The sequence below is a fragment of the Psychroflexus lacisalsi genome (genome assembly GCF_020164495.1).
Taxonomy (GTDB): domain Bacteria; phylum Bacteroidota; class Bacteroidia; order Flavobacteriales; family Flavobacteriaceae; genus Psychroflexus; species Psychroflexus lacisalsi.
This window is the reverse complement of sequence record NZ_JAIQYZ010000005.1, coordinates 22,087-44,285: the sequence shown is the minus strand read 5'-3', so window position 1 is coordinate 44,285 and position 22,199 is coordinate 22,087. Positions and strand designations below refer to the sequence as shown.

Sequence of the window (22,199 nt, the reverse complement as noted above, 5' to 3'; positions counted from 1 at the left end):
TAGTATTACTATTATATTTGCGATTTCAATTTTGATTTATGCATAATTTACTATCTAATCTTAGAGTGGATATCAATTCATCTCTATATCTAAAGGATCCTGAGAGTTCTCTATTGGGTATCAATATTGTAAAATCGAGCATCGATCTTATTGATGCTCATGGAATTGAAGAGTTTAATTTCAAAAAATTAGCAAAGGAAATTGGTTCTACTGAAAGCTCGATTTACAGATATTTTGAAAACAAGCATCGCCTTCTTTTATACATTTCGTCCCTTTATTGGGGGATTATGGAATTTCAGATGGTAGTACAGACTAATAACGTGTCTGACGGCTTAGAAAAATTACTAAAAGCCGTAGAAACTTTATTTAGTACGCCGCAAACAAAATGCACTTCTTTTGAAATTGAAGGACAAAAGTTGAGACACATTCTCAATTCAGAATTCGTAAAGGCTTATCACCACAAATTTGTGGATGAAGAAAATGAAGCTGGATGTTTCAGCATTTACAAAAGATTAGTTTCACGATTGTCTGAGATGATTGTCGAGGTCAATTCAGATTATTCCTTTTGCAAAAGTTTGGCTTCTGTCATTACAGAAGGTTCGTTGAATCAATACTTCTTATCAGAACATTTTCATAACTTAACCGACTGTCATTCAAAAGATAATCTATATTTATTCTATAAAGATTTACTGACCAAAACATTAATGTCTTAATATATGGCCATAGATACTAAAACCCCATGGATTAGGTTAGGGAGACTGTTAAGTCTTGAAAGAAAATCCGTTTTTAAAATTTTATTTTATGCCGTTTTTGCTGGTCTTGTAGAGCTTGGTTTACCGCTTGGCATACAGGCAATTGTAAATATAATTGTGGGTGGCAGCTTTAATGCATCGGTGATTCTGCTTACTGGTGTTGTATTATTCAGTGTTGCTTTTGCCGGAGTGCTTAGATATATGCAGCTAAGAATCGGTGAAGATTTACAACAGAGAATTTTTGCTAGATCTTCTTTTGAGCTTATTTACAGATTTCCAAAGATGGAATACTCTGCCTTGCAAAATGAATATCCTCCAGAATTAGCCAATCGTTTTTTTGATGTGATGACCATTCAAAAATCATTACCCAAACTGCTTATCGAATTTTCCAGTGCCTTCATTCAAATCTTTTTTGGATTGGTCTTGCTTTCTCTCTATCATCCTTTCTTTGTCTTTTTTGGTTTTTTATTGATTCTGCTTTTTTATCTAATCTTTAAATTATCTCTGAAAGAAGGCGTAAAAGAATCATTGATGGAGTCGAGTTTTAAGTATAAAACAGCGCACTGGATCCAAGAAGTTGCCAGAAGTATTGAAGGGTTTAAGGTTTCAGAAAGTTTTTCTTATGCCTCACAAAGAAACGATGAGACAAGCCTTAAATATTTGAACGCCAGAGAAAAACATTTCCGGGTGTTAAGGTTTCAGTTTTTCAAAATGATAGCTTTTAAGGTGATTGTAGCCGCTGCACTCCTTATCGTTGGCGGGCTTTTAGTCATCAATCAACAGATGAATATTGGACAATTTGTAGCTGCAGAAATTATTATTGTTTTGATGATTAATTCTGTAGAAAAATTGATAAAGGGTCTCGAAGATCTTTATGCTTTACTTGCAGGTTTAGAAAAACTTGGAAGGGTTACAGATATTTCAATAGAGCGCCAAGGAGGTAATAAGCCCTTCGATAAAACGCAAGATTTTATTTTCGAATACAAAAATATAAACCTTACCCTGGGTAAAGAGAACATACTTAACAATATAAATATCAAAATAACCCGGGAAGACTTAATACTTGTAAACGGGACGCCTGGTTCTGGTAAGTCATCACTTCTGAGGGTTTTGGTGGGGCTTATTGATAATATAGACGGTAATATTTTTGTAAATGATTTTAATTTGAAAAATGTTGACCTTACTTATTTTAGAGATTTTGCAGGGCACTTTTTTCCAAGCAATAGGACTTTTGAAGGAACAATACTTGAAAATATAACACTCAATAATCCAGATATATCTATGAATTATGTGCAATTATTGGTGAAAAAATTACAGCTTAGCGATTATGTCAAATCTCAGGATAAAGGTTTGGAAACAATTATTTATTCTGAAGGAAGACAACTCCCTTATACGGTTAATAAAAAAATAATGATTGCCAGAGCAGTTGCCTCAAAGCCGAAGTTACTGGTTCTAAAAGACCCCACAGAGGATTTACTGGACGACGAGTCCAAAGTAATTATTGATTTTCTTACAGAACCAGACCGACCTTGGGCTTTAGTAGTTATAAGTACTAAAGAAATTTGGAAAAAGAAATGTAATCGTTTCCTTTATATGGATAATGGTAAAATGACAATAAAAGAATAATATGCTTGATATATCAAAACTTAAACTGAACGAAAAGGTTGATTTATCCAAGTATAAATCAATGGAATTCACATTTCATAAGGATCGCTTCCTTACCTTCAATAAGATCATGACGATCTTTGGGGTTGTTCTTTTGGCAATACTTTTTTTACCGTGGACCCAGATTGTTCAAGGTAGAGGTTATGTCACAGCATTAAGCCCAGGCCAAAGATCCCAATCTATAGAATCTGCAATAGCAGGCAGAATAGAAAAATGGTATGTAAAAGAAGGGCAAATTGTGAGAAAAGGAGACACTATTTTATACATATCTGAAGTTACAGATAAGTTCTTCGATCCAAATTTATTATCTCGTGCTGAATCTCAGATCAAGGCCAAGAACTACTCTCTGGATTCCTACGTTGAAAAGGTGAAATCTTTGAATATTCAGATTGAATCGTTAAAAGAAGAAAGAAAACTAAAACTTGAACAGGCTTTAAACAAACTTATACAAGCTAACTTAAAGGTAGAAAGTGATAGTATAGAACTGGAAGCTGCTCAAACTTTGGTAACAATTGCAGAAATACAGTTTGAACGGACAGAAAACCTTGAAGCGGAAGGCTTGCTAGCCAAAACAGACCTTGAAGCTAAGAGGCTTCAGCTACAAAATAGTTTAGCAAACGTTTTGGGTCGTAAAAATCGCTTGCTATCCAGTAAAAATGAAGTGATCAATGCCCAAATTGAAATTTCGAGCATTAAAGCCAGTTACCAGGAGAAGATTTCAAAAGCAGAAAGTGATAAGTTTTCAGCACTTTCGGGTCAATATGATACCGAAGCTCAACGAACTAAGCTGGAAAACGACTTCTCCAATTTCAGTGTAAGATCGGGAATGCGATACATTACAGCGCCACAAGATGGTTTTGTAAATAGAGCCTTGCAAAGTGGTATTGGAGAGACTTTCAAAGCTGGGACACAGATTGTAAGTATTATGCCCTTGGACATTGACCTAGCGGTAGAAACCTACGTGGATCCAATAGATTTACCGTTGTTACATCCTGGTGAGCCTATAAGAATAATATTTGATGGCTGGCCAGCTATATTTTTCTCCGGATGGCCCAATTTGTCTTATGGCACCTATGGAGGAAGAATAGTTGCGGTAGAAAGAACTATGAATCCAGCAAAAGGAAAATTCAGAGTATTGATAGAAGAAGATCCTGACGAACAATCCTGGCCAGAAGTTATCCGTGCTGGTTCTGGTGCAAAGACTATGGCTTTACTCAATGACGTCCCTGTATGGTATGAGCTATGGAGGAAAATCAATGGCTTTCCTCCAGATTATTACACCCCGCAAGATTCCAATATGAGTTCCAATAAAAATCAAAATACTGGAAAATAAATGTGTAGAGTTTATTTACTTGTTCTAAGCTTAATTTTTCATTTCAGTTTGTATGCACAGGGTGAGACAAATCCTGTTGTAGATGAAAATGTTCTCAGTTTAAATGAGTTTTTGGCGTATGTAAAAGAATACCATCCGGTTGCAAAACTTGCTAATTTTGAAATTTCAACTGCCCAAGCAACTTTGCTAAAATCTCGAGGAGCTTTCGATCCTCAGGTGATGGTGGATTGGAAAAACAAAGAATTTGATAGTAAAGGGTATTACGATATTCTAAATTCTACCTTCAAAATACCAACTTGGTATGGCATAGAAGTCAAGGCTGGGTTTGAACAAAACCAAGGTGAATTTTTAAATCCACAGAATAGCGTTCCAGATGATGGCCTTTATAGTGCAGGAGTTTCGGTTCCTATTGGTCAAGGTTTGTTTATCAACCAAAGAATGGCAGATTTAAAACAAGCCAAAATCATGCAGGATTTAAGCCAGGCTCAGCGTGATATTCGTCTTAACCAGTTATTGTCTGATGCCGTTTTGGCCTATCTCGATTGGTATTTAGCCAATCGTGAAGTCAACCTTTTTCAAGATTTTCTCGAACGTGCAGAAATTAGGTTTGATGGAATCAAAAAAAGTGCTTTAGCTGGAAATATGCCTACTATTGATACTCTAGAGGCAGGCATAGTAGTCCAAGACCGGGAATTGAGGTTGGAGCAATCGAATTTAAAATTGATTAAAAGTCGACTTCATCTTTCCAATTTTCTTTGGTTCGAAGATAATATTCCGCTTGAGCTCGGGCCCTTTGTTTTGCCAGAAGAGCTAGGCGAAAATTCTTTGGACCCTGTTTTGGGAACTAATTTACTGCAACTAGAGAATTTTGTATTAGCAGATCATCCCAAGATTAGAGCTTTAGACTACAAAATTGATAAATTGGAAGTGAATCAGCAGCTTAAAGCTGAAATGTTAAAACCACAGTTGGATCTGGAGTACAACTTTGTAAACGAACGGGTCAGTCAAGTTAACAATTTGAATTTCAATCCAAACGATTACAAAGCCGGCTTGTTTTTCAAACTTCCATTGTTTCTTAGAAAAGAGCGAGGAAATCTAAAGCTTGCTAAAATTAAAGTCAATGAAGCCCAACTGGATCTAGATTTTGAGTCGCTTCAACTTCAGAATAAAATTCAAGCATCCAGAAGCGAAATATTGTCTTTTATCATTCAACTCAACACTTTCCAATCCATCGTAAAAGATTATTCAAGTTTACTAAGAGCTGAAGAGAGAAAATTTAGCTTTGGCGAAAGCTCAGTTTTTCTAGTCAACGCTAGAGAAGTAAGTTTGATAGATTCTAGGTTGAAAGAGATTAAAGTCTTTGAACAACTACTTAAATCTAAAGCAAGCTTATTCAATATTCTAGTTAACGATGTAGAAGTAGAATAGTTGTTTAGTTAGATTGCATCTCCATCAATCGCTTTACATATTTTCCTATAACATCAAATTCTAGATTTACAATATCGCCTTTTTGTAAGGTTTTGAAACTAGTATTTTCGTAGGTGTAAGGAATGATAGCAACGCTAAATTCATTCAATTTTGAATTGACGACCGTAAGGCTAACCCCGTTAATGGTGATAGAACCTTTCTCTATAGTGACATTCATAAGCTTGGGATCATAGGAAAATGTAAATTCCCAGCTTCCATCTTTAGTTTCTGCACGCTCACAGATAGCGACCTGGTCTACATGGCCCTGAACAATATGCCCATCCAGATGTGCATTCATTTTCATTCCTCTTTCGAGATTGATTTGATGCCCTTCCTTAAGCTGCTTAAGGTTGGTTTTATTTAAAGTTTCACCTATCGCTGTTACTTTATAAGTATCATTTGTGATATCAACAACAGTCAGGCAAACTCCATTGTGAGCTACGCTTTGATCAATCTTTAATTCATCGGCTAGATTGGCCTTTATTGTAAAATCAATATTCCCTCCAGACGACTCAATTTTTGAGATCGTTCCTACCTCCTCAATAATACCTGTAAACATAATTGTAGATTATTTCGTTACCTTTGTTTACTGCAAAAATAGACGAATTTTATGAAAGCGAAGTCAAATATAAGAGTAGGTATAAGTATTGGAGATATGAACGGTATTGGTCCAGAAATTATTCTTAAATCCTTACAAGATAGCCGTGTTCTTGAGCTTTTTACGCCTGTGATTTTTGCAAACTCTAAGATGATGTCTTTTTTCGGAAATCATTTTAAAATCAAGCTACAATTTCACGGAATATCCAAAGCTGAAGATGCTGTAGAAGGCAAAATTAATGTTGTGAATGTTTGGAAAGAAAACGTAAAAGTCAACTTTGGTGAAGAGGACAAAACCATTGGTGGATATGCAATTAAATCTCTAAGGGCTGCGACCCAAGCTTTAGCAAAAAAAGATATTGATACGCTCGTTACAGCTCCTATTAATAAGAATAGCATACAGTCAGGGGATTTTAATTTTCCAGGACATACAGATTTTCTAGCTCAGGAACTGAAAGGGGATAGTCTAATGTTTATGGTTTCTGACAACATTAAAGTAGGTTTATTAACAGATCACGTTCCTGTGAAGGATGTCTCCTCAAAGATCACCGAAGAGCTGATAGATAAAAAAGTGAATGCCATTCACGAATCTCTCAAAAAAGACTTCAACGTACGAGAACCAAAAATTGCAGTTTTAGGAATAAATCCACACTCAGGCGATGGAGGTGTTATAGGTAAAGAAGATGATGAAGTTATAAAACCAGCGATAAAGAAATTTGTTGAAAATGGGAAATTTGTTTTTGGACCTTACGCAGCAGATAGTTTTTTTGGCTCTAAAAACAATGCAAACTTTGATGCCATTATAGCAGCCTATCACGACCAGGGATTGATTCCTTTCAAAACCTTATCCTTTGGAAATGGAGTTAACTTTACTGCGGGACTTAATCGCATCAGGACTTCTCCAGATCACGGTACAGCCTTTGATATTGCCGGTAAAGGCATTGCAAAATGTAGTTCTTTTTCACAGGCTATCTTTATGTCGATTTCAATTTTCAAGTATCGAATGGAATATTTGGAGTTAACTAAAAATCCTTTATAAATCATTATCAAATCTTTATAAGGATTATTATTAATTTTTAATATATTTGCAAACCCAAAACTGATGTTGTATGAGGAAGTTTAAAGCTTATGCTATACCCTTTGTAGGGTTGAAGGAGGGGCAGCACAGATTTGATTTTAAGATTGATAATGCGTTCTTTGATCTTTTTGATTTTCAGGAATTTAATAGTTCTGACGTTGATGTAGATTTGGAATTTACCAAAAAAGCAAATATGCTGGAGTTGGAATTCGATTTCTCAGGCTACGTTAATGTAAATTGTGATGTTACTCTTGAACCTTACGACCAAGAAATAGATAATCATCTGTCTTTAGTTGTGAAGTTTGGAGATGAATACAACGATGATAATGAGGAATTATTAATTCTCCCGCATGGGGAGCATGAGGTAGGCGTACAACAGTACATTTATGAAGGGATTGTTTTAGGCTTACCAGCCAAAAGAATACACCCTGGTGTAGAAGATGGAACAATTCAATCAGACATTCTTGAAAAATTAGAAGAGTTAAAGCCAAAATTAAATCAAAAAGAAGATAAAGAAGAGGATATAGATCCTCGATGGGATAAATTAAAGGAATTACTAAACGAATAAATATATACTTGAGCAATGGCACATCCAAAGAGAAAAATATCGAAGACAAGAAGAGATAAGAGAAGAGGGCACATCAAAGCTAAGATGCCTCAAATCGCTACAGATACAACCACTGGCGAAGCTCACTTATTTCATAGAGCACATTGGCATGAAGGTAAAATGTTTTACAGAGGCCAAGTCCTAATTGATAATACTGAAGACGCTGAAGTAGTAGAGTAATTTTATTTTACTTTTTATTTTGATATCACTCCTTTATTAACTTAAAGGAGTTTTTTTGTTGCAACTAGAAGTTATTTTATCAGTAATCTTAACTTGTAGAGCTATGTGACTTTTTTTATTCCTCTTAGTCATTATTAGTGACAGACTAAAAATAATTTCATAGAGTATTTCAAATAAGCTTATAACTGATATTGGTTTTTATCTCTAATGTTCAAACCATTAATGAGACCAGAATACTGATGAATCGCATGATTCTTATTCTCTATTTATAATTTACTGGTTGGTAAGCTGACCTTAAATAGGGGTAAATGAAGAAACTATTGTTTTGAAAGTGATTTAAGCTAAAGGCCTTAAATTTAGGTAAGTTCTTAAAATAAAAACGCCACTCGAAAGAGTGGCGTTTTAAGGCTTTGAAAAAAAAATGTTTATATGATTAGATCAAACGTACATCTGTAGCGTTCATTCCTTTTCTTCCTTCTTCTTCTGTGTACTCAACTTCGTCTCCTTCGTTTAGAGATTCTCCGTTAAGTCCTGTGACGTGTACAAAAATATCTTCTCCTGTCTCGTCGTTTGTAATGAATCCATAACCTTTAGACTCATTGAAAAATTTTACTTTACCTTGCATAATAATAAATAATAATTAATAATATAATACAAAAGTAATTAAAATTAATGGTCTACATCACATTTATCGAAAAATTTTACTTTAAATAAATCATTTTCAATAAAGTAATGTTTTCAGTCTTTATCATTATTAGATTCATTACCCTTTTCTAGATCTCTATCAGTATCCTTTTTGTTCATTCTTTCAATATTTTCTTTGGTAAGTGTATAATCCTGAAGACGTTTACCTTTCCATCGGTGGGCCAAAAATAAGGGCATCAACACAAAAGCGCTTGCTAAAACGCATATGCCAATAATTCGTTCACCAATCAATTCTTCATCATAAATTTTAAAATACGCACCCAGGGCAAAGCCCGCTGCTATCAATATAAAAACTAATTTTATTAATGCTCTCATAGTTTAATTCTAAACGGTGACTTCAATTAATTTTTGTCTGTAGGCTGTCAGTAATTTGGATTTAGATATAAAACCGACATATTTCCCATCTCTTACCACGGGTAAATTCCAGGCATCTGTATCCTGAAACTTCTTCATGATATGATTCATTCTGCATTCTTTCAAATCTATAACATCGGGTGCTCTTTGCATTAGGGAAGTAACTGTCATTTCCTCATACAAAGATTTATCAAACATGATGGTTCTTATATCATCAAGAAGTATAATTCCCTTAAAGATATTGTTTTTGTCTACCACCGGGAAAATATTCCTATTGGACTTGACCACGCCTTCATTAACGATTTGACCAAGATTCATGTTGTCTGTAAGTATTTCAAAATTGTTTTCTACGACTTGTTCAATATCCATAAGAGTAAGCACTGCTTGGTCTTTATTATGAGTAACCAAATCTCCTCGTTCTGCCAATTCCAAAGTATACACTGAGTTAGGTTGAAATTGACTGGTGATGACATATGAAATGGCTGCGGTAATCATCAATGGGATAAATAAGCTATATCCACTTGTGATTTCAGCAATAAGGAAAATAGCGGTGAGAGGCGCATGCATAACGCCTGCCATCAAACCTGCCATGCCTACTAGTGTAAATTGACTCACAGATAAAGGTGCTTTAGTAATTCCTAACGCATTAATCACTAAAGCGTAACTGTGGCCTATCATACTTCCTATAAATAAAACTGGCGCAAAAATACCTCCAATACCACCGGCGGCAATGGTTACGGACGTAGCTATCATTTTAAATATGACGAGTAAAAGCAAAAAAACAATGACCATCCACGTCATATCCCAACCTTTTAAAAATCGGTTATTGGTTATCAAGTCATGATTTCCAGCCAAAAGTTCATTCACAGTCGCATAGCCTTCACCATAAATTTGAGGAATGAAAAACAGGATAGCACTTAAAATGATACCTCCGATCAAAATGCGGTTGATTTTATGATCAATAGTATTGAATTTTTTAAAAGTATACATATATACTTTAGTAAATATGATAGAAGCAAGAGCCGTAAAAACTCCTAAAGCTAAGTAAAAGGGTACGTCACCAATACTAAATGCTTTTTCTAACTGAGTGTGGAGTATAATGTCCGATCCAAAGAAAAAATAAGACGTTAAGATAGAGGACACAGAAGCTACAAGCAATGGTATCATAGAAATTAAAGTGAGGTCTAAACTAAAAATCTCAATGGCAAAAATGATGGCAGCTATAGGTGCTTGAAAAATTGAGGACATGGCACCTGCTGCTGCACAGCCTATAAGCAAGGTTCTTGAAGCTTGTGTTAAGTTAAGGTATTTCGAAAAACTGGTACTCAAAGCTGCACTCGACACTACTGTTGGCGCTTCAAGACCCGCAGAGCCGCCAAACCCCAAAGTGATTGGGGCAGCAATCATTGAGGCATAGTTCTGAAACTTCTGCATGAATCCTTTTCTCCTGGAAATGGAATATAATGTTGTGGATATTCCCTGACCTATATCCTTTTTTAAAATAAATTTTGAGAGCAGATAGACCAAGGTTAAACCTATCAAAGGGAAAACAAAATAATATGCATTATGATAATTGGATATGTAGCCACCTCCCAGCAAAGATTGAATGAGATAGGTTAAGTTTTTTAGAGTCACGGCTACTAGCCCTGATACTAATCCCACAAAAGCACTAAGCAGAATAAGTATCTGTTGTTTGGTCAGAAAATTTCCTAACCAATTCATGGTCTTATTTCCTAAAGATGTAATATTCAACTTTTTACGACTCATATTTTAAAGTATCATGAAGAAAACTTTTATGTAAAAAAGCAAAATTTACTTCTGGTAATTCTGTAAAGATGATTAGCTTCTCAACTTCAAATCAAGTTCTTTGAGTTGCTCTTCATCTATGGGTGCTGGTGCATCAATCATAATATCTCTTCCAGAATTATTCTTTGGAAAGGCTATGAAGTCTCTTATGCTTTCCTGACCTCCAAGAATGGCGACGAGTCTGTCCAAGCCAAAGGCAATACCGCCGTGAGGAGGAGCACCAAAGGTAAAGGCTTTCATCAAGAACCCAAACTGAGCTTCTGCCTCTTCTTTTGTAAACCCAAGATAATCAAACATCAAGGATTGTGTTTTTTGATCATGAATTCTGATGGAGCCGCCGCCAATTTCATTTCCATTTAAGACTAAATCATAGGCGTTTGCCTTTACAGCTCCTGGGTCTGTCGCTAATAATGGAATCTGTCCAACTTTTGGAGAGGTAAACGGGTGGTGCATTGCATGATAACGCTGAGTCTCTTCATCCCATTCCAAAAGAGGGAAATCTATAATCCATAAGGGTGCAAATTCATCTGGTTTCCTCAATCCAAGTCGATTGCCCATTTCCATTCGCAACGCACTTAATTGTGCACGAGTTTTATTGGCGTCACCAGACAAAACACATATTAAATCACCTGGCTTCGCATCGGTTTGCTCTGCCCAGGCTTTTAAATCTGTTTCGTTATAAAATTTATCCACAGAAGATTTTAGACTTCCATCTTCATTATATTTTACGTAAACCATGCCCTTAGCACCAACTTGCGGGCGCTTAACCCAGTCTATGAGTTTATCGATTTCTTTTCTGGAATAAGATGCTGCACCAGGAATGGCGATACCTACGACCAACTCTGCTTCATTAAAAACTTTAAATTCTTTGTGTTGAGCGACGGCATTCAATTCGCCAAACTTCATCCCAAAGCGGATGTCTGGTTTATCATTTCCGTAGGTTTGCATCGCTTCATCATAAGTCATACGAGGAAATTCTTTAACCTCTACGCCATTGATTTCTTTGAGCAAATGCTTGGTCAAACCTTCAAAAGTATTTAAGATATCTTCTTGTTCAACAAAAGTCATTTCACAGTCGATCTGTGTAAATTCTGGCTGTCTGTCTGCTCTCAAATCTTCATCCCTAAAACATTTTACAATCTGAAAATACTTATCTAGCCCACCAATCATAAGCAATTGTTTAAAAGTCTGTGGAGACTGCGGTAAAGCGTAAAACTGTCCAGCATTCATTCGGCTAGGGACAACAAAATCTCTAGCACCTTCCGGAGTGGATTTGATGAGGTAAGGAGTTTCTACTTCTACAAAATCTTGCTGAGAAAGGTAGTTTCTCACTGCCATTGAGACTTTGCTTCTGAAAATCAGTTTGTCTTTAACTGGGTTCCTTCTGATGTCTAAGTAGCGATATTTCATTCTTAAGTCTTCACCACCGTCAGTCTTATCTTCGATGGTAAAGGGGGGAGTTTCAGAAACGTTTAAAACAGTTAGTTTTTCTACTAAAACTTCAATATCGCCTGTTGTAATTTTTTCATTTTTGGATTCTCTTTCCAAAACCTGTCCCTCGACTTGGATCACAAATTCTCGTCCCAATTCTCTAGCCTGCTCCATAATTTCTTTGGAAGTACGCTCAGAATCAAATACTAGTTGAGTTATACCGTAACGATCTCTAAGATCTACCCAAATGATAAATCCTTTATTTCTTATTTTCTGTACCCAGCCAGACAAAGTCACCCTCTTATTTAAAGATGAGATATTTAACTCGCTGTTATTGTGATCTCTATACATGCCAACTGATTTATGAAACAATTTGCAAAAATAAGAAGTTAGCGGTCTTATCGATGAGATGTAAAAGAAATTTTTGATCAAAGTCTTATCAATAATAATACTTAATATCTTTAAGTAAAAGTCAGATTATACAGGTATTAAGCGCTACTATGTAAATTTAACGTTAACTCAATGTATTTTAAACGTAAAATATCTGTATATTTGAACTAAACAAAAAAAGATATGAAAGCATTTAGCACCCTTTTAATGGTATTTTTAATGAGTTTTACACTTTTTGCTCAGACTGAAAATAACCTGGTGAAAACAGAGAAACAAGGAGATTTAGAAAAAGTGACTATATATTATGAAAGCGGTGAAGTACACCAAATGGGATTTATCAAAAATGATAAACTTCACGGTGAATGGAAATCTTTCGATCGAGATGGTAACACAATTACAGAAGCTAATTATAGCAAAGGAATGAAAGTTGGAAAATGGATATTCTGGAATAATGGCGAGAAAACTGAAGTAAACTATAAGAACAGTAGAATCGCCGGAGTAAAAGTGACCAATAACGGAAAAACTGAAGTGGTGAGTAATTAAATAGTATTCACCTTAGATTATATAAAGTGCCTGAGAAATCAGGCACTTTTTTTATGTTTAAAACAATAGGTCAGATGATCGTTAACCATACCTGTAGCTTGCATAAAGGCATAAACCGTAGTTGGTCCCAGAAATTTAAAGCCTCGTTTTCTCAAGTCTTTCGAAATTTTCTGACTCAAATCTGTTTGAGCTGGAACTTCATTCAAAGTTAAAAAATGATTCAAAATTGGCTGGTGATCCACATAGCTCCAGATGTAATTTGAAAATGAATTAAACTCCTTTTGAATTGACATAAAGGCCTTTGCATTATTAATCGTTGCCTCAATTTTTCCCCGATGCCTAATGATGCCTTCATTACTGAGTAACTCCTTGACTTTAGCATCAGAATACTGAGCGATTAGCTTGTAATCAAAGTCATCAAAAGCTTCTCTAAAGTGTTCTCTCTTTTTTAAAATCGTTAACCAATTCAGACCCGCCTGGAAACTTTCCAGTACTAGCATCTCAAAAAACTCTTGATCTTCGTAAACTGGTTCACCCCATTCTTCATCGTGATATTTCACATAGATTTCAGAGTTATTGCACCAGTCACACCTTACTTTTGCCATTATAATTATTCAAATTAATTTCGACTAAATTCTAAAAATACTGATTATGTCTCAACAAGATAAAATTGAAATTATAAAAAAGCATTTAGATAAAACGCTTTCTTATTCAGAATATAAGCAACTTGTAGAAAATCTCTTGAAAGAAGGTAAATCCACGGGATATACACAAAATGAAGCCTATTTGAATTACTCCAAACTTGGTTTTAATAGAATGAAACGTTGGGAAAAAACTTCAGAATTGACAGAGAATCAAATTCAAAAGATAAAAGGAGTCAGTCAAAAACAAACCTTGTTGATGATTACTGAAGGGTGGTGTGGAGACGCAGCCCCCGTAATTCCTATCATGAAAAAGATAGCTGATCTGAATCCGCTGATCGATTTCAAATTGATCTTAAGAGATGATAACGATGAGTTGATGAATGAATTTCTGACAAACGGTGGCAAGTCAATCCCAAAATTGATTTCTTTTAATCTTGAAGAAAATAATATTTTATTCACTTGGGGCCCACGGCCAAAAGAAGCTGCAGATTTAGTTGCTAAAGAAAAAGCTGAATTTGGAAAATTGAGAGATGAATTTAAAATCATACTTCAGAAATGGTACAACCAAGACAAAGGCAAAAATATTGCTGAAGATTTAGTCTACAGCTTGGTCCAATCAAATTAATCATTCAGCAACTTTTCGAAGTCTTCAATAGAAAGGGCATCTTCAACATTGTAATCCCCAATTTGGGGGCGTCGAAGTTCAGATAAGTAAGCACCAGAATTTAATGCTTTTCCAAAGTCAAAGGCCAAACTACGAATGTAAGTGCCTTTGCTGCATTGGACTTCAAAGTTGAGTTTTGGTAAAAGGTTTTCTGTGATTTTAAAATGATCAATATGGACTTGACGTTTGGGGATTTCTACTTCTTCACCTCTCCTGGCATATTCATAAAGCCGTTTGCCTTCTTTTTTCAAAGCTGAAAACACAGGAGGCTTTTGCATGATGTCTCCTTGAAATGCTATCAAAGCTTCATCAATAAGTTCCTGAGTAATGTGAGAAGTCTCGAAGGTTTTATCGATTTCAGTTTCAAGATCATAAGAGGGAGTAGTGGCGCCAAGGGTTAATTCTCCGGTATACACTTTGGTTTGTCCCATTAAAGATTCAATGGTTTTGGTTGCTTTTCCTGTGCATAAAATCACAAGTCCAGTTGCCAAAGGATCTAAAGTGCCGGCATGACCAACTTTGATTTTCCTCAATCCAAATTTTTGCTTGATGAGCCACCTTACTTTGTTTACAACTTGAAATGAGGTCCAGTGCAGTGGCTTATCAAATAGTAAGACTTGTCCTTCTTTGATATGTTCGAGTGTCAATTTATCCATTTATTTGAGTAAAAATGATAGATCCCACCCCAACAAAAAAACAGTAAATCGCAAAGTACTTTAGTTTGCTCCGCTTTACAATCGAAATCATCCACGTACAGGCAAATAAGCCTGAAACAAATGCAGTAATAAACCCTACGACATAGATGAGCAGGTTAGCATTGTCAGTTGAGATTTCACCGCCAGCAATATCTTTGGCTATTTTTCCAAAAATCAAAGGAACGACCATTAAGAACGAAAAGCGCGCCGCCTTGGATTTATCATTTCCTAAAATAACGGAAGTCGCTATGGTGGCGCCACTTCTGGAAATACCAGGTAAGATGGCGATAGCCTGAGCAACACCAATTACAAAAGAATTGGTATAAGAAACAGGTTTCTGAGTAGCCTTGGCTTTATCGGTAAGCCAGAGTAGAAGTGAAGTAAAAATAAGCATAAACCCTACAAGAATGATATTATCTCCAAAAAGGACTTCCATTTCAGATTCAAAAAAGTAGCCCACCAAAGCGGCAGGAATCATCGAAATGATGATTTTAAGTGAAAATTTGGTTTCTTCGTTCCATTTAAAGGAAAATAAACCTTTTAAGATTTTAGCAATGTCTTTTCTGAAAATCACAATCGTGCTCAAAGCTGTTGCAAAATGAAGAATTACGGTCAGTAATAAGGATTCTTTTGGCAGACTGTCATCTCCTAAAATAGCTTTACCTAATTCTAAGTGTCCGCTTGACGAAACAGGTAAAAATTCAGTCAGACCCTGGATAATGCCAAGGATACTTGCGTCCCATACATCCATTACTTAGCTGACTTTGGCTTCAGTAAAATAGCATAGATCTCAATCGCAAAACCAATCAAAACTACAGTAGGTGCCAGCCGAATACGTCTCCAACTAAAGATTTCTGGGTTAAAAACATTAGGATCATCGCTGCCACCGCCAGCCATCAAAATAAATCCAAGAGCAATCACAGCAAGTCCAATGATCATGAACTTATAATTATCCCTTTCAAAAATGAATTTTTCGTTGGCTTTGGCCTCTTTCTTTCGTTTACTTTCTCCCATATGATTAGTAGTACAATTCGTCAGTTTTTAAATTTAAAAAGCGCTGTGTGGCAAAAAAAGTACTGAGCCAGGAAATCAAAATTCCCAAAACAAGCACTCCAGCAAAAATAGCAGCTAGCAAGATTTCATCACTGATCAGGTTGAGCTCAGGAAAACTTTGGTCCAGGTAATATAAGACCACACCCATCCCAATCAAAGAAATGGTCGATCCAATAATTCCCAATTTCAAGCTTTTTAATATGAATGGTTTACGGATAAAACGCTTGGTCGCCCCCACCATTTGCATGGTTTTGATGGTAAACCGCTTGGCATAAACCGAAAGTCGTATTGAGCTGTTGATGAGCAACACCGCGATGAACGTTAGCAATCCACTGACCGCCAGGATCCAAAAGCTCAATCGCTTGATATTGTCGTTTAGTAAGGCAATCAGGGGTTTGTCGTAAATGATTTCATCTACAAATTCCTTTTCACTTAGGTCTCTGGAAATTTCAGCAATTTTGGTTTCAGAAACATAATCTGCATTAAAATACACGTCCACAGAATTTTGCAAGGGATTATATCCCAAAAACTCCATAAAATCCTCTCCAATTTCCTTGCTGTAGGCTTTCGCCGCCTCCTCTTTGGATACAAAATCTATATTTTTGGTGTATTCTGCCATCGCTAAAGACTTCTGTAATTGATCAATTTCGACCTCTTTTGCCGTGTCCTTGAGGTAGATGGATAAGGCGATTTGTTCCTTAAAGTGGTCGGCAACTTTTTTGGTATTCAGCACCAAAAGTGCAAGCAAACCCACCAAAAACAGCACTAATGCGATACTGATCACCACCGAAAAGTAGGAGGTAATTAATCGTCGTTTTTGGTATTTTTCAAAAGAAGAAGCCACTCAATAAATTTTGGTAAAAATATAAAACTATAGCATTATAACGACGCTGCACCAAATTAATTTCATGGCCGCTATTTCCCGCTATCCGCTTCAACTCCGCAGGCTTCACTTCTAGGTCTAGAGCCCGTAGCGTCTTTTCCGTTGGTCAATCGCTACAAGCTCGACCTAGAGCGCTCAGCCTTTGCGGGGTTTTCACTCCTATCGGGAGCGCGGGAGAAACTCGTAATGCCAGGGCTTAGAATCGAAAATTAAAAATATCGAGTCTTGTTTTGTTATATATTCGCATTAACTATCCAAAATCAACTTCATGAAATCAATAATCACTTTTGTTTTATTACTTATTAGCGTCTTTTTTTCTTTTGCTCAGGAAAAAGAAATGCCTGAAACTGTAGATTCCATCTCAAAAAACAACTACGAAAAAGTACACGAACTCAGATTAGGGGCAATTAAGCTACTTGCTAGTGGGTTTTTGGACGTAAGTTATGAATATGTCAACTCGCAAACCTCAGGTTATGGGGTTTCTCTTATGGTGAATTTCGACGATAATATCGACTATGAAAAATTTGGCCTTATTCCTTATTATCGCTTTTATTTTGGGAAAAATCCTGAATTTAAGGGTCGTGGTTTTTTTGTAGAAGCTTTTTCTTATTTCCACATTGGAGAAGACGACAGTTTTAATTATAATCAACAGGGTGATTTCGTTAGAGAAGACGATACTTTTTTTGAAGTAGCTCCAGGTTTTGCTGTTGGATCTAAGTGGATAAATTCAAATGGATTTGTATTTCAACTCAAATTGGGCGTAGGAAGAAATTTACTTGGGGAAAGCCCAAATGAATTTCTAGCCACTGGGGATGTCTACATCGGCTATAGATTCTAATTTTCAATTTTGAAATTGAATCTTTCCATTAACTTTTCTCCTGATTCATCATTTTATAGGCTTCATCAATATATAAGGAAATATCCTCTGTATAAGCTCCAACACCAGCATCAGGTGATTTTTGATGTCCTAATCGAACTATAATTAGGTTGTCATCTGGTTGCACAATAACGTATTGGCCAAGGTGGCCACGCATCATAAAATAATCTTTACCATTTTGGTTTTTCAGCCACCACCCATAGCCATATTCTGGACTAGAAGGAAAACGCGGTGTTAAGGATTTAGAGACAAAAGCAGAATCCAGAATTTGTTTTCCATTCCATTTTCCATGGTCTTTATACAACTTTCCATATCGCGCAAAATCTTTGGCATTACTTGCTATACAGCAATAAGCTTTTACTAAATCCTCTTCGTCACTGTCTACCTGCCATAAAGCTGGATTTTCCGATCCTAAGGGTTTCCAGAAACTCTCGGTGAGATAATCGTACATTTTTTTACCTGTTGCTTTTTCAATGACCATGGCCAACATTTGCGTATCACCACTGGCATATTTGTAGGCTTGCCCTGGAGAATTTACAACTTCCAATCCATTAATCACTTTTCGTAAATCATCGTCAAAATAAGCACGTGTGGTGATGGACAATGGCGAATAATAAGCTTCGTCCCAATTGGTACCCGATGCCATACTTGATAAATCACCAACCGTCATTTTTGCAGCTTTACCCTCACAAAAAGCTGGTAAAAAATCGCAAACGGGTTGATCTAAACTTTTGATGTGGCCTTGCATGATAGCTTTACCCAATAATCCAGACACATAACTTTTAGCCATAGAAAATGAGTTAGATTTTGAATCGGTATCATAACCATCATAGTAGTTCTCAAAATAAATACTGTCGTTTTTAATGATCACATAAGCTACTGTTCCCCAATCTTGATTAGCTTCTTGAAGAGCTTTCGTTTCACTTACAGAATTATAGTCTTTATGTTTTGGCCAGTCCTGAGGAGTTCCAGCATCGATAACTTGATTATCAAAACGTTTATAATCATCTAAAAATGCCGTCGTATGCCCTTGCAAATAAATGGTACGTACGGCTTTAATCAGATAATCGGTGTCTGTGATGTATAGGACCGCAACGAGTAAAATTAAAAACACAACAACGACTTTAAAAAAATTGAGGATAAATTTCATTTCATATAGATTTGAAGCTAAAAGTATAAATTAATATCAAATACCGTTACATTCACCTTAAATTCTAATCAGAATGAAATTGCATTTCTTCAGCTATAACCTTAAAATGCCGAATAATGTAAACTTAATGTCGAATCATACATTAAAACAGTCAACGATATTTAGGTAAGCACATTTGACTCAAGACACATGACTAATGAGCTGAATCAATTTTTCCTACCACCAATCAAAAGTCACCACATCAGCAATTTAAATTCCTCTCTCGGCTAGGAGTTAATGTCATATATATTAGTTTTGCGACTTGTAAATAAGCAGACTTATTATGGCGTACGATTATAAAGCAATAGAGCAGAAATGGCAGAAGTATTGGGCAGAGCATCAAACCTTTAGGGCTAAGCAACCACAAGATTTTGAAGGAGAGCCAAAGCCGCCGTTTTATGTGTTGGACATGTTTCCTTATCCATCTGGTGCGGGACTCCACGTTGGGCATCCACTCGGTTATATTGCCAGTGATATCTACGCGAGATTCAAGCGTCATAAAGGTTTCAACGTTTTGCATCCGCAGGGTTACGATTCTTTTGGTTTGCCAGCCGAGCAGTATGCGATTCAAACTGGTCAGCATCCCGCTAAAACCACTGAAACCAATATTAAACGCTATCGTGAGCAACTCGATAAAATCGGATTTTCATTCGATTGGAGTCGGGAAGTGCGCACTAGCGATCCTAAGTATTACAAATGGACACAATGGATTTTTATTCAGTTGTTTGAAAGTTGGTATGACGCTGATGTACAGAAATCCAAAGCCATTTCAGAATTAATTTCCATTTTTGAAAACCAAGGCAATTCAAAAATCGATGCCGTTTGTGATGAAGATACGCCTGCTTTTTCTGCTAGCGAATGGTCAGCGTTTTCAGAAGAACAAAAAGAAGAAATTTTACTCAACTACCGACTCACTTACCTCGCCGAAACCGAAGTGAACTGGTGTCCGGCACTAGGGACTGTGTTGGCTAATGATGAAATTGTGAACGGAGTTTCAGAACGTGGCGGCCATCCTGTGACCCGCAAAAAAATGAAACAGTGGAGCATGCGTATTTCAGCTTTTGCTGAACGTCTGCTTTCAGGATTAGATAATTTAGATTGGAGCGAAAGCCTTAAAGAAACTCAGAAAAACTGGATCGGAAAATCGGTAGGAGCACAGCTTAAATTCAATATTAAGAATTCAAAATCTTTAATTGAAGCTTTCACTACAAGACCCGACACCATTTACGGTGTTTCCTTTATGGTACTGGCGCCAGAACACGATTTGGTGACTCAAATCACGACTCCCGAGCAGAAAGAAGAAGTAGAAGTTTATATAAAAGCAGCGGCCAAGCGAAGCGAACGCGAACGTATGGCCGATGTCAAAACTATCACCGGTGCATTCACAGGAGCTTATGCTGAGCATCCATTGACTAAAGAGCCACTACCGATTTGGATTGGCGATTATGTCTTGGCGGGTTATGGAACTGGAGCTGTCATGGCCGTCCCTTGTGGTGATCAACGAGATCACGATTTTGCCAATCACTTTGGCATCTCAATTCCAAACGTGTTTGATGGCATTGATATTTCTCAAGAAGCCTACGCCGACAAGACCAATGCGACTAAAATCGCTAACTCTGACTTCCTGAATGGCTTAGGTGTTTTGGAAGCTATTCCTAAAGCTATCGAGGCTTTGCAAAAACTAGGGCAAGGGGAGAAGAAAGTCAACTACAGATTAAGAGACGCCGTCTTTTCCAGACAACGCTATTGGGGCGAACCGTTTCCTGTGTATTACGTCAACGGACTTCCTAAAATGATCGATGAAAAACACCTTCCCTTAGAATTACCAGAAGTGGAAAAATACTTACCTACTGAAGATGGTGCTCCACCATTAGGAAGAGCTAACGACTGGGCTTGGGATACTAAAAGTAATAAGGTAGTTTCTAATGACAAGACCGACCACAAAACTGTTTTCCCATTAGAACTTAACACCATGCCAGGCTGGGCGGGAAGCTCCTGGTATTTGTTTCGCTATATGGAAGAACAAAACAACCGCGACCAACATATTGCTTCAGAAAAAGCTTTGGAGTATTGGAACAGCGTTGACTTATATATCGGAGGTAGCGAACACGCGACTGGTCACTTGCTATACTCGCGGTTCTGGACCAAATTCCTGAACGACAAAGGAGTCCTACCTGTGAATGAACCTTTTAAAAAATTGATCAACCAGGGGATGATTTTAGGGGAGAGTGCTTTTGTTTATAGGTGGAATTATAATGTAGAAGGTGAGAATTTTAAAACAGTATTTGTTTCTAAATCTATTATTGACGAATCCATACGTAATGAAGAAATGTTGATCAATTATAGCGAATCTGTTGCTAATCAAATCTACAAGATATTGGATGGCGTTCAATTGAAGTCATCTAAAACTCAATCTTCTCATTTTTCACCGTTGCATGTTGATGTTTCAGTAGTCAATGCTTCTAATCAGTTAGATATAGAAAGTTTAAAAAACATAAAACCAAAATTTAAAGATGCCCACTTTATCACTAATGAGTTGGGGAAATTTACCGTGGGTCGCGAAGTCGAAAAAATGTCCAAGTCCAAATTCAACGTGGTCAATCCGGATGATGTGTGTGAGGAATATGGAGCCGACAGCTTAAGGCTTTATGAAATGTTCCTGGGTCCACTGGAACAGGCCAAGCCTTGGAATACTGCCGGGCTTTCTGGAGTGCATAACTTCCTGAAAAAACTTTGGAAATTATACCACGATGGAGATCAGTTTTCAGTTTCTGAAGAACCAGCATCCAAAGAGGCCTTAAAAACTCTACATAAAACGATCAAAAAGGTAACTCAGGATATCGAAGACTTTAGCTTTAATACTTCGGTATCCACTTTTATGATTTGCGTGAATGAGTTGTCTCAGCAAAAGTGTAATTCAAGAGAAATCTTGGAACCATTAGCCGTATTAATTTCTCCCTACGCGCCGCATATCGCTGAAGAATTGTGGGAGCGCTTAGGACATTCCGGAAGTATTTCTGAAGTACAGTATCCTCTTTTTGATGAAAAGTACCTCAAGGAGGATTCCAAAACCTATCCCATATCTTTTAATGGGAAGATGAGGTTTACCATGGACCTGTCCTTAGATTTGAGCAAAGACAAATTAGAAGAGATCGTCATGGCAGATGAACGCACCCAAAAACAACTGGATGGCAGAACCCCTAAAAAGGTAATCATCGTTCCCGGTAAGATTGTGAATATTGTGGGTTAACGATGAACCTTATTCTAAAAACAAAACTCCCGATAT

General features: G+C 36.7%; 22 protein-coding genes. 11 read left to right on the top strand and 11 right to left on the bottom strand.

Features of this window, described 5'->3' with window-relative positions; translation table 11 throughout:
- Positions 1-38: 38 nt before the first annotated feature.
- The 4 genes from LB449_RS11840 to LB449_RS11825 are packed head-to-tail and all read left to right on the top strand — an operon-like array spanning position 39 to position 5,178.
- A complete protein-coding gene (locus LB449_RS11840; RefSeq protein WP_224455311.1) occupies positions 39-713 on the top strand; it encodes a TetR/AcrR family transcriptional regulator in 675 nt (224 codons plus the stop codon).
- A 3-nt stretch (positions 714-716) separates the two neighbouring features.
- Positions 717-2,378: a peptidase domain-containing ABC transporter gene (locus tag LB449_RS11835; RefSeq protein ID WP_224455310.1), complete on the top strand. Its 1,662-nt coding sequence runs from the start codon at positions 717-719 to the stop codon at positions 2,376-2,378.
- Between the two features lies 1 nt (position 2,379).
- Positions 2,380-3,750: an HlyD family secretion protein gene (locus LB449_RS11830; RefSeq protein ID WP_224455309.1), complete on the top strand. Its 1,371-nt coding sequence runs from the start codon at positions 2,380-2,382 to the stop codon at positions 3,748-3,750.
- Positions 3,751-5,178: a TolC family protein gene (locus tag LB449_RS11825; protein WP_224455308.1), complete on the top strand. Its 1,428-nt coding sequence runs from the start codon at positions 3,751-3,753 to the stop codon at positions 5,176-5,178. It abuts the gene before it with no gap.
- Positions 5,179-5,182: 4 nt separating this feature from the next.
- On the opposite strand, the gene LB449_RS11820 is transcribed toward LB449_RS11825, so the two are convergent.
- Complete coding sequence (locus LB449_RS11820; RefSeq protein ID WP_224455307.1) at positions 5,183-5,776, bottom strand: riboflavin synthase; 594 nt, start codon at positions 5,774-5,776, stop codon at positions 5,183-5,185.
- Between the two features lie 51 nt (positions 5,777-5,827).
- On the opposite strand from LB449_RS11820, the gene pdxA reads away from it, so the two are divergent.
- From pdxA to rpmF, 3 genes are all read left to right on the top strand, one after another.
- Positions 5,828-6,853, top strand: coding sequence for a 4-hydroxythreonine-4-phosphate dehydrogenase PdxA (gene pdxA / locus LB449_RS11815; protein ID WP_224455306.1), 1,026 nt, complete (start codon positions 5,828-5,830; stop codon positions 6,851-6,853).
- Between the two features lie 70 nt (positions 6,854-6,923).
- Positions 6,924-7,460 carry a YceD family protein gene (locus LB449_RS11810; RefSeq protein WP_224455305.1) on the top strand — a complete coding sequence of 179 codons (537 nt, stop codon included), beginning with the start codon at positions 6,924-6,926 and terminating at the stop codon, positions 7,458-7,460.
- A gap of 15 nt (positions 7,461-7,475) precedes the next feature.
- The gene (rpmF, locus tag LB449_RS11805; protein WP_093365270.1) at positions 7,476-7,679 is read left to right on the top strand and encodes a 50S ribosomal protein L32; all 204 of its coding nucleotides are present in this window, start codon (positions 7,476-7,478) and stop codon (positions 7,677-7,679) included.
- Positions 7,680-8,112: 433 nt separating this feature from the next.
- Here rpmF and LB449_RS11800 read toward each other — a convergent pair whose 3' ends face one another.
- The 4 genes from LB449_RS11800 to aspS all read right to left on the bottom strand — a co-directional run bounded on the left by LB449_RS11800 (position 8,113) and on the right by aspS (position 12,326).
- Positions 8,113-8,304 (bottom strand): cold-shock protein, encoded by a 192-nt coding sequence (locus tag LB449_RS11800; protein WP_262901867.1) that lies wholly within the window; start codon positions 8,302-8,304, stop codon positions 8,113-8,115.
- Positions 8,305-8,417: 113 nt separating this feature from the next.
- On the bottom strand, positions 8,418-8,699 hold the full coding sequence (locus tag LB449_RS11795; protein ID WP_224455304.1) for a hypothetical protein: 282 nt from the start codon (positions 8,697-8,699) through the stop codon (positions 8,418-8,420).
- Between the two features lie 9 nt (positions 8,700-8,708).
- Positions 8,709-10,505 (bottom strand): chloride channel protein, encoded by a 1,797-nt coding sequence (locus LB449_RS11790; RefSeq protein WP_394372317.1) that lies wholly within the window; start codon positions 10,503-10,505, stop codon positions 8,709-8,711.
- A gap of 72 nt (positions 10,506-10,577) precedes the next feature.
- A complete protein-coding gene (aspS, locus tag LB449_RS11785; RefSeq protein WP_224455303.1) occupies positions 10,578-12,326 on the bottom strand; it encodes an aspartate--tRNA ligase in 1,749 nt (582 codons plus the stop codon).
- A gap of 222 nt (positions 12,327-12,548) precedes the next feature.
- Between aspS and LB449_RS11780 the strand changes: the two genes are divergently transcribed.
- Positions 12,549-12,908 (top strand): toxin-antitoxin system YwqK family antitoxin, encoded by a 360-nt coding sequence (locus tag LB449_RS11780; protein WP_224455302.1) that lies wholly within the window; start codon positions 12,549-12,551, stop codon positions 12,906-12,908.
- A gap of 38 nt (positions 12,909-12,946) precedes the next feature.
- Here LB449_RS11780 and LB449_RS11775 read toward each other — a convergent pair whose 3' ends face one another.
- On the bottom strand, positions 12,947-13,513 hold the full coding sequence (locus tag LB449_RS11775) for a DNA-3-methyladenine glycosylase I (protein WP_224455301.1): 567 nt from the start codon (positions 13,511-13,513) through the stop codon (positions 12,947-12,949).
- Positions 13,514-13,559: 46 nt separating this feature from the next.
- Between LB449_RS11775 and LB449_RS11770 the strand changes: the two genes are divergently transcribed.
- Positions 13,560-14,177: a thioredoxin family protein gene (locus LB449_RS11770; protein ID WP_224455300.1), complete on the top strand. Its 618-nt coding sequence runs from the start codon at positions 13,560-13,562 to the stop codon at positions 14,175-14,177.
- Here LB449_RS11770 and truB read toward each other — a convergent pair.
- The 4 genes from truB to LB449_RS11750 are packed head-to-tail and all read right to left on the bottom strand — an operon-like array spanning position 14,174 to position 16,808.
- Positions 14,174-14,872 (bottom strand): tRNA pseudouridine(55) synthase TruB, encoded by a 699-nt coding sequence (gene truB, locus LB449_RS11765; RefSeq protein ID WP_224455299.1) that lies wholly within the window; start codon positions 14,870-14,872, stop codon positions 14,174-14,176. The two genes, LB449_RS11770 and truB, sit on opposite strands and share 4 nt — an antisense overlap.
- Positions 14,865-15,662 (bottom strand): undecaprenyl-diphosphate phosphatase, encoded by a 798-nt coding sequence (locus LB449_RS11760; protein ID WP_224455298.1) that lies wholly within the window; start codon positions 15,660-15,662, stop codon positions 14,865-14,867. The genes truB and LB449_RS11760 overlap by 8 nt, the downstream gene beginning before the upstream one ends.
- Positions 15,662-15,925, bottom strand: a complete 264-nt coding sequence (locus LB449_RS11755; protein WP_224455297.1) for a DUF3098 domain-containing protein — start codon at positions 15,923-15,925, stop codon at positions 15,662-15,664. The genes LB449_RS11760 and LB449_RS11755 overlap by 1 nt, the downstream gene beginning before the upstream one ends.
- Before the next feature lie 4 nt (positions 15,926-15,929).
- Positions 15,930-16,808, bottom strand: a complete 879-nt coding sequence (locus LB449_RS11750) for a cell division protein FtsX (protein ID WP_224455296.1) — start codon at positions 16,806-16,808, stop codon at positions 15,930-15,932.
- 307 nt (positions 16,809-17,115) lie between these two features.
- Here LB449_RS11750 and LB449_RS11745 point away from each other — a divergent pair, with 307 nt between their 5' ends.
- Positions 17,116-17,685 carry a hypothetical protein gene (locus tag LB449_RS11745; protein ID WP_224455295.1) on the top strand — a complete coding sequence of 190 codons (570 nt, stop codon included), beginning with the start codon at positions 17,116-17,118 and terminating at the stop codon, positions 17,683-17,685.
- 28 nt (positions 17,686-17,713) lie between these two features.
- On the opposite strand, the gene LB449_RS11740 is transcribed toward LB449_RS11745, so the two are convergent.
- Complete coding sequence (locus tag LB449_RS11740) at positions 17,714-18,874, bottom strand: serine hydrolase domain-containing protein (protein WP_224455294.1); 1,161 nt, start codon at positions 18,872-18,874, stop codon at positions 17,714-17,716.
- A 322-nt stretch (positions 18,875-19,196) separates the two neighbouring features.
- Between LB449_RS11740 and LB449_RS11735 the strand changes: the two genes are divergently transcribed.
- A complete protein-coding gene (locus LB449_RS11735) occupies positions 19,197-22,163 on the top strand; it encodes a leucine--tRNA ligase (protein WP_224455293.1) in 2,967 nt (988 codons plus the stop codon).
- The last annotated feature ends 36 nt before the right edge of the window (positions 22,164-22,199 follow it).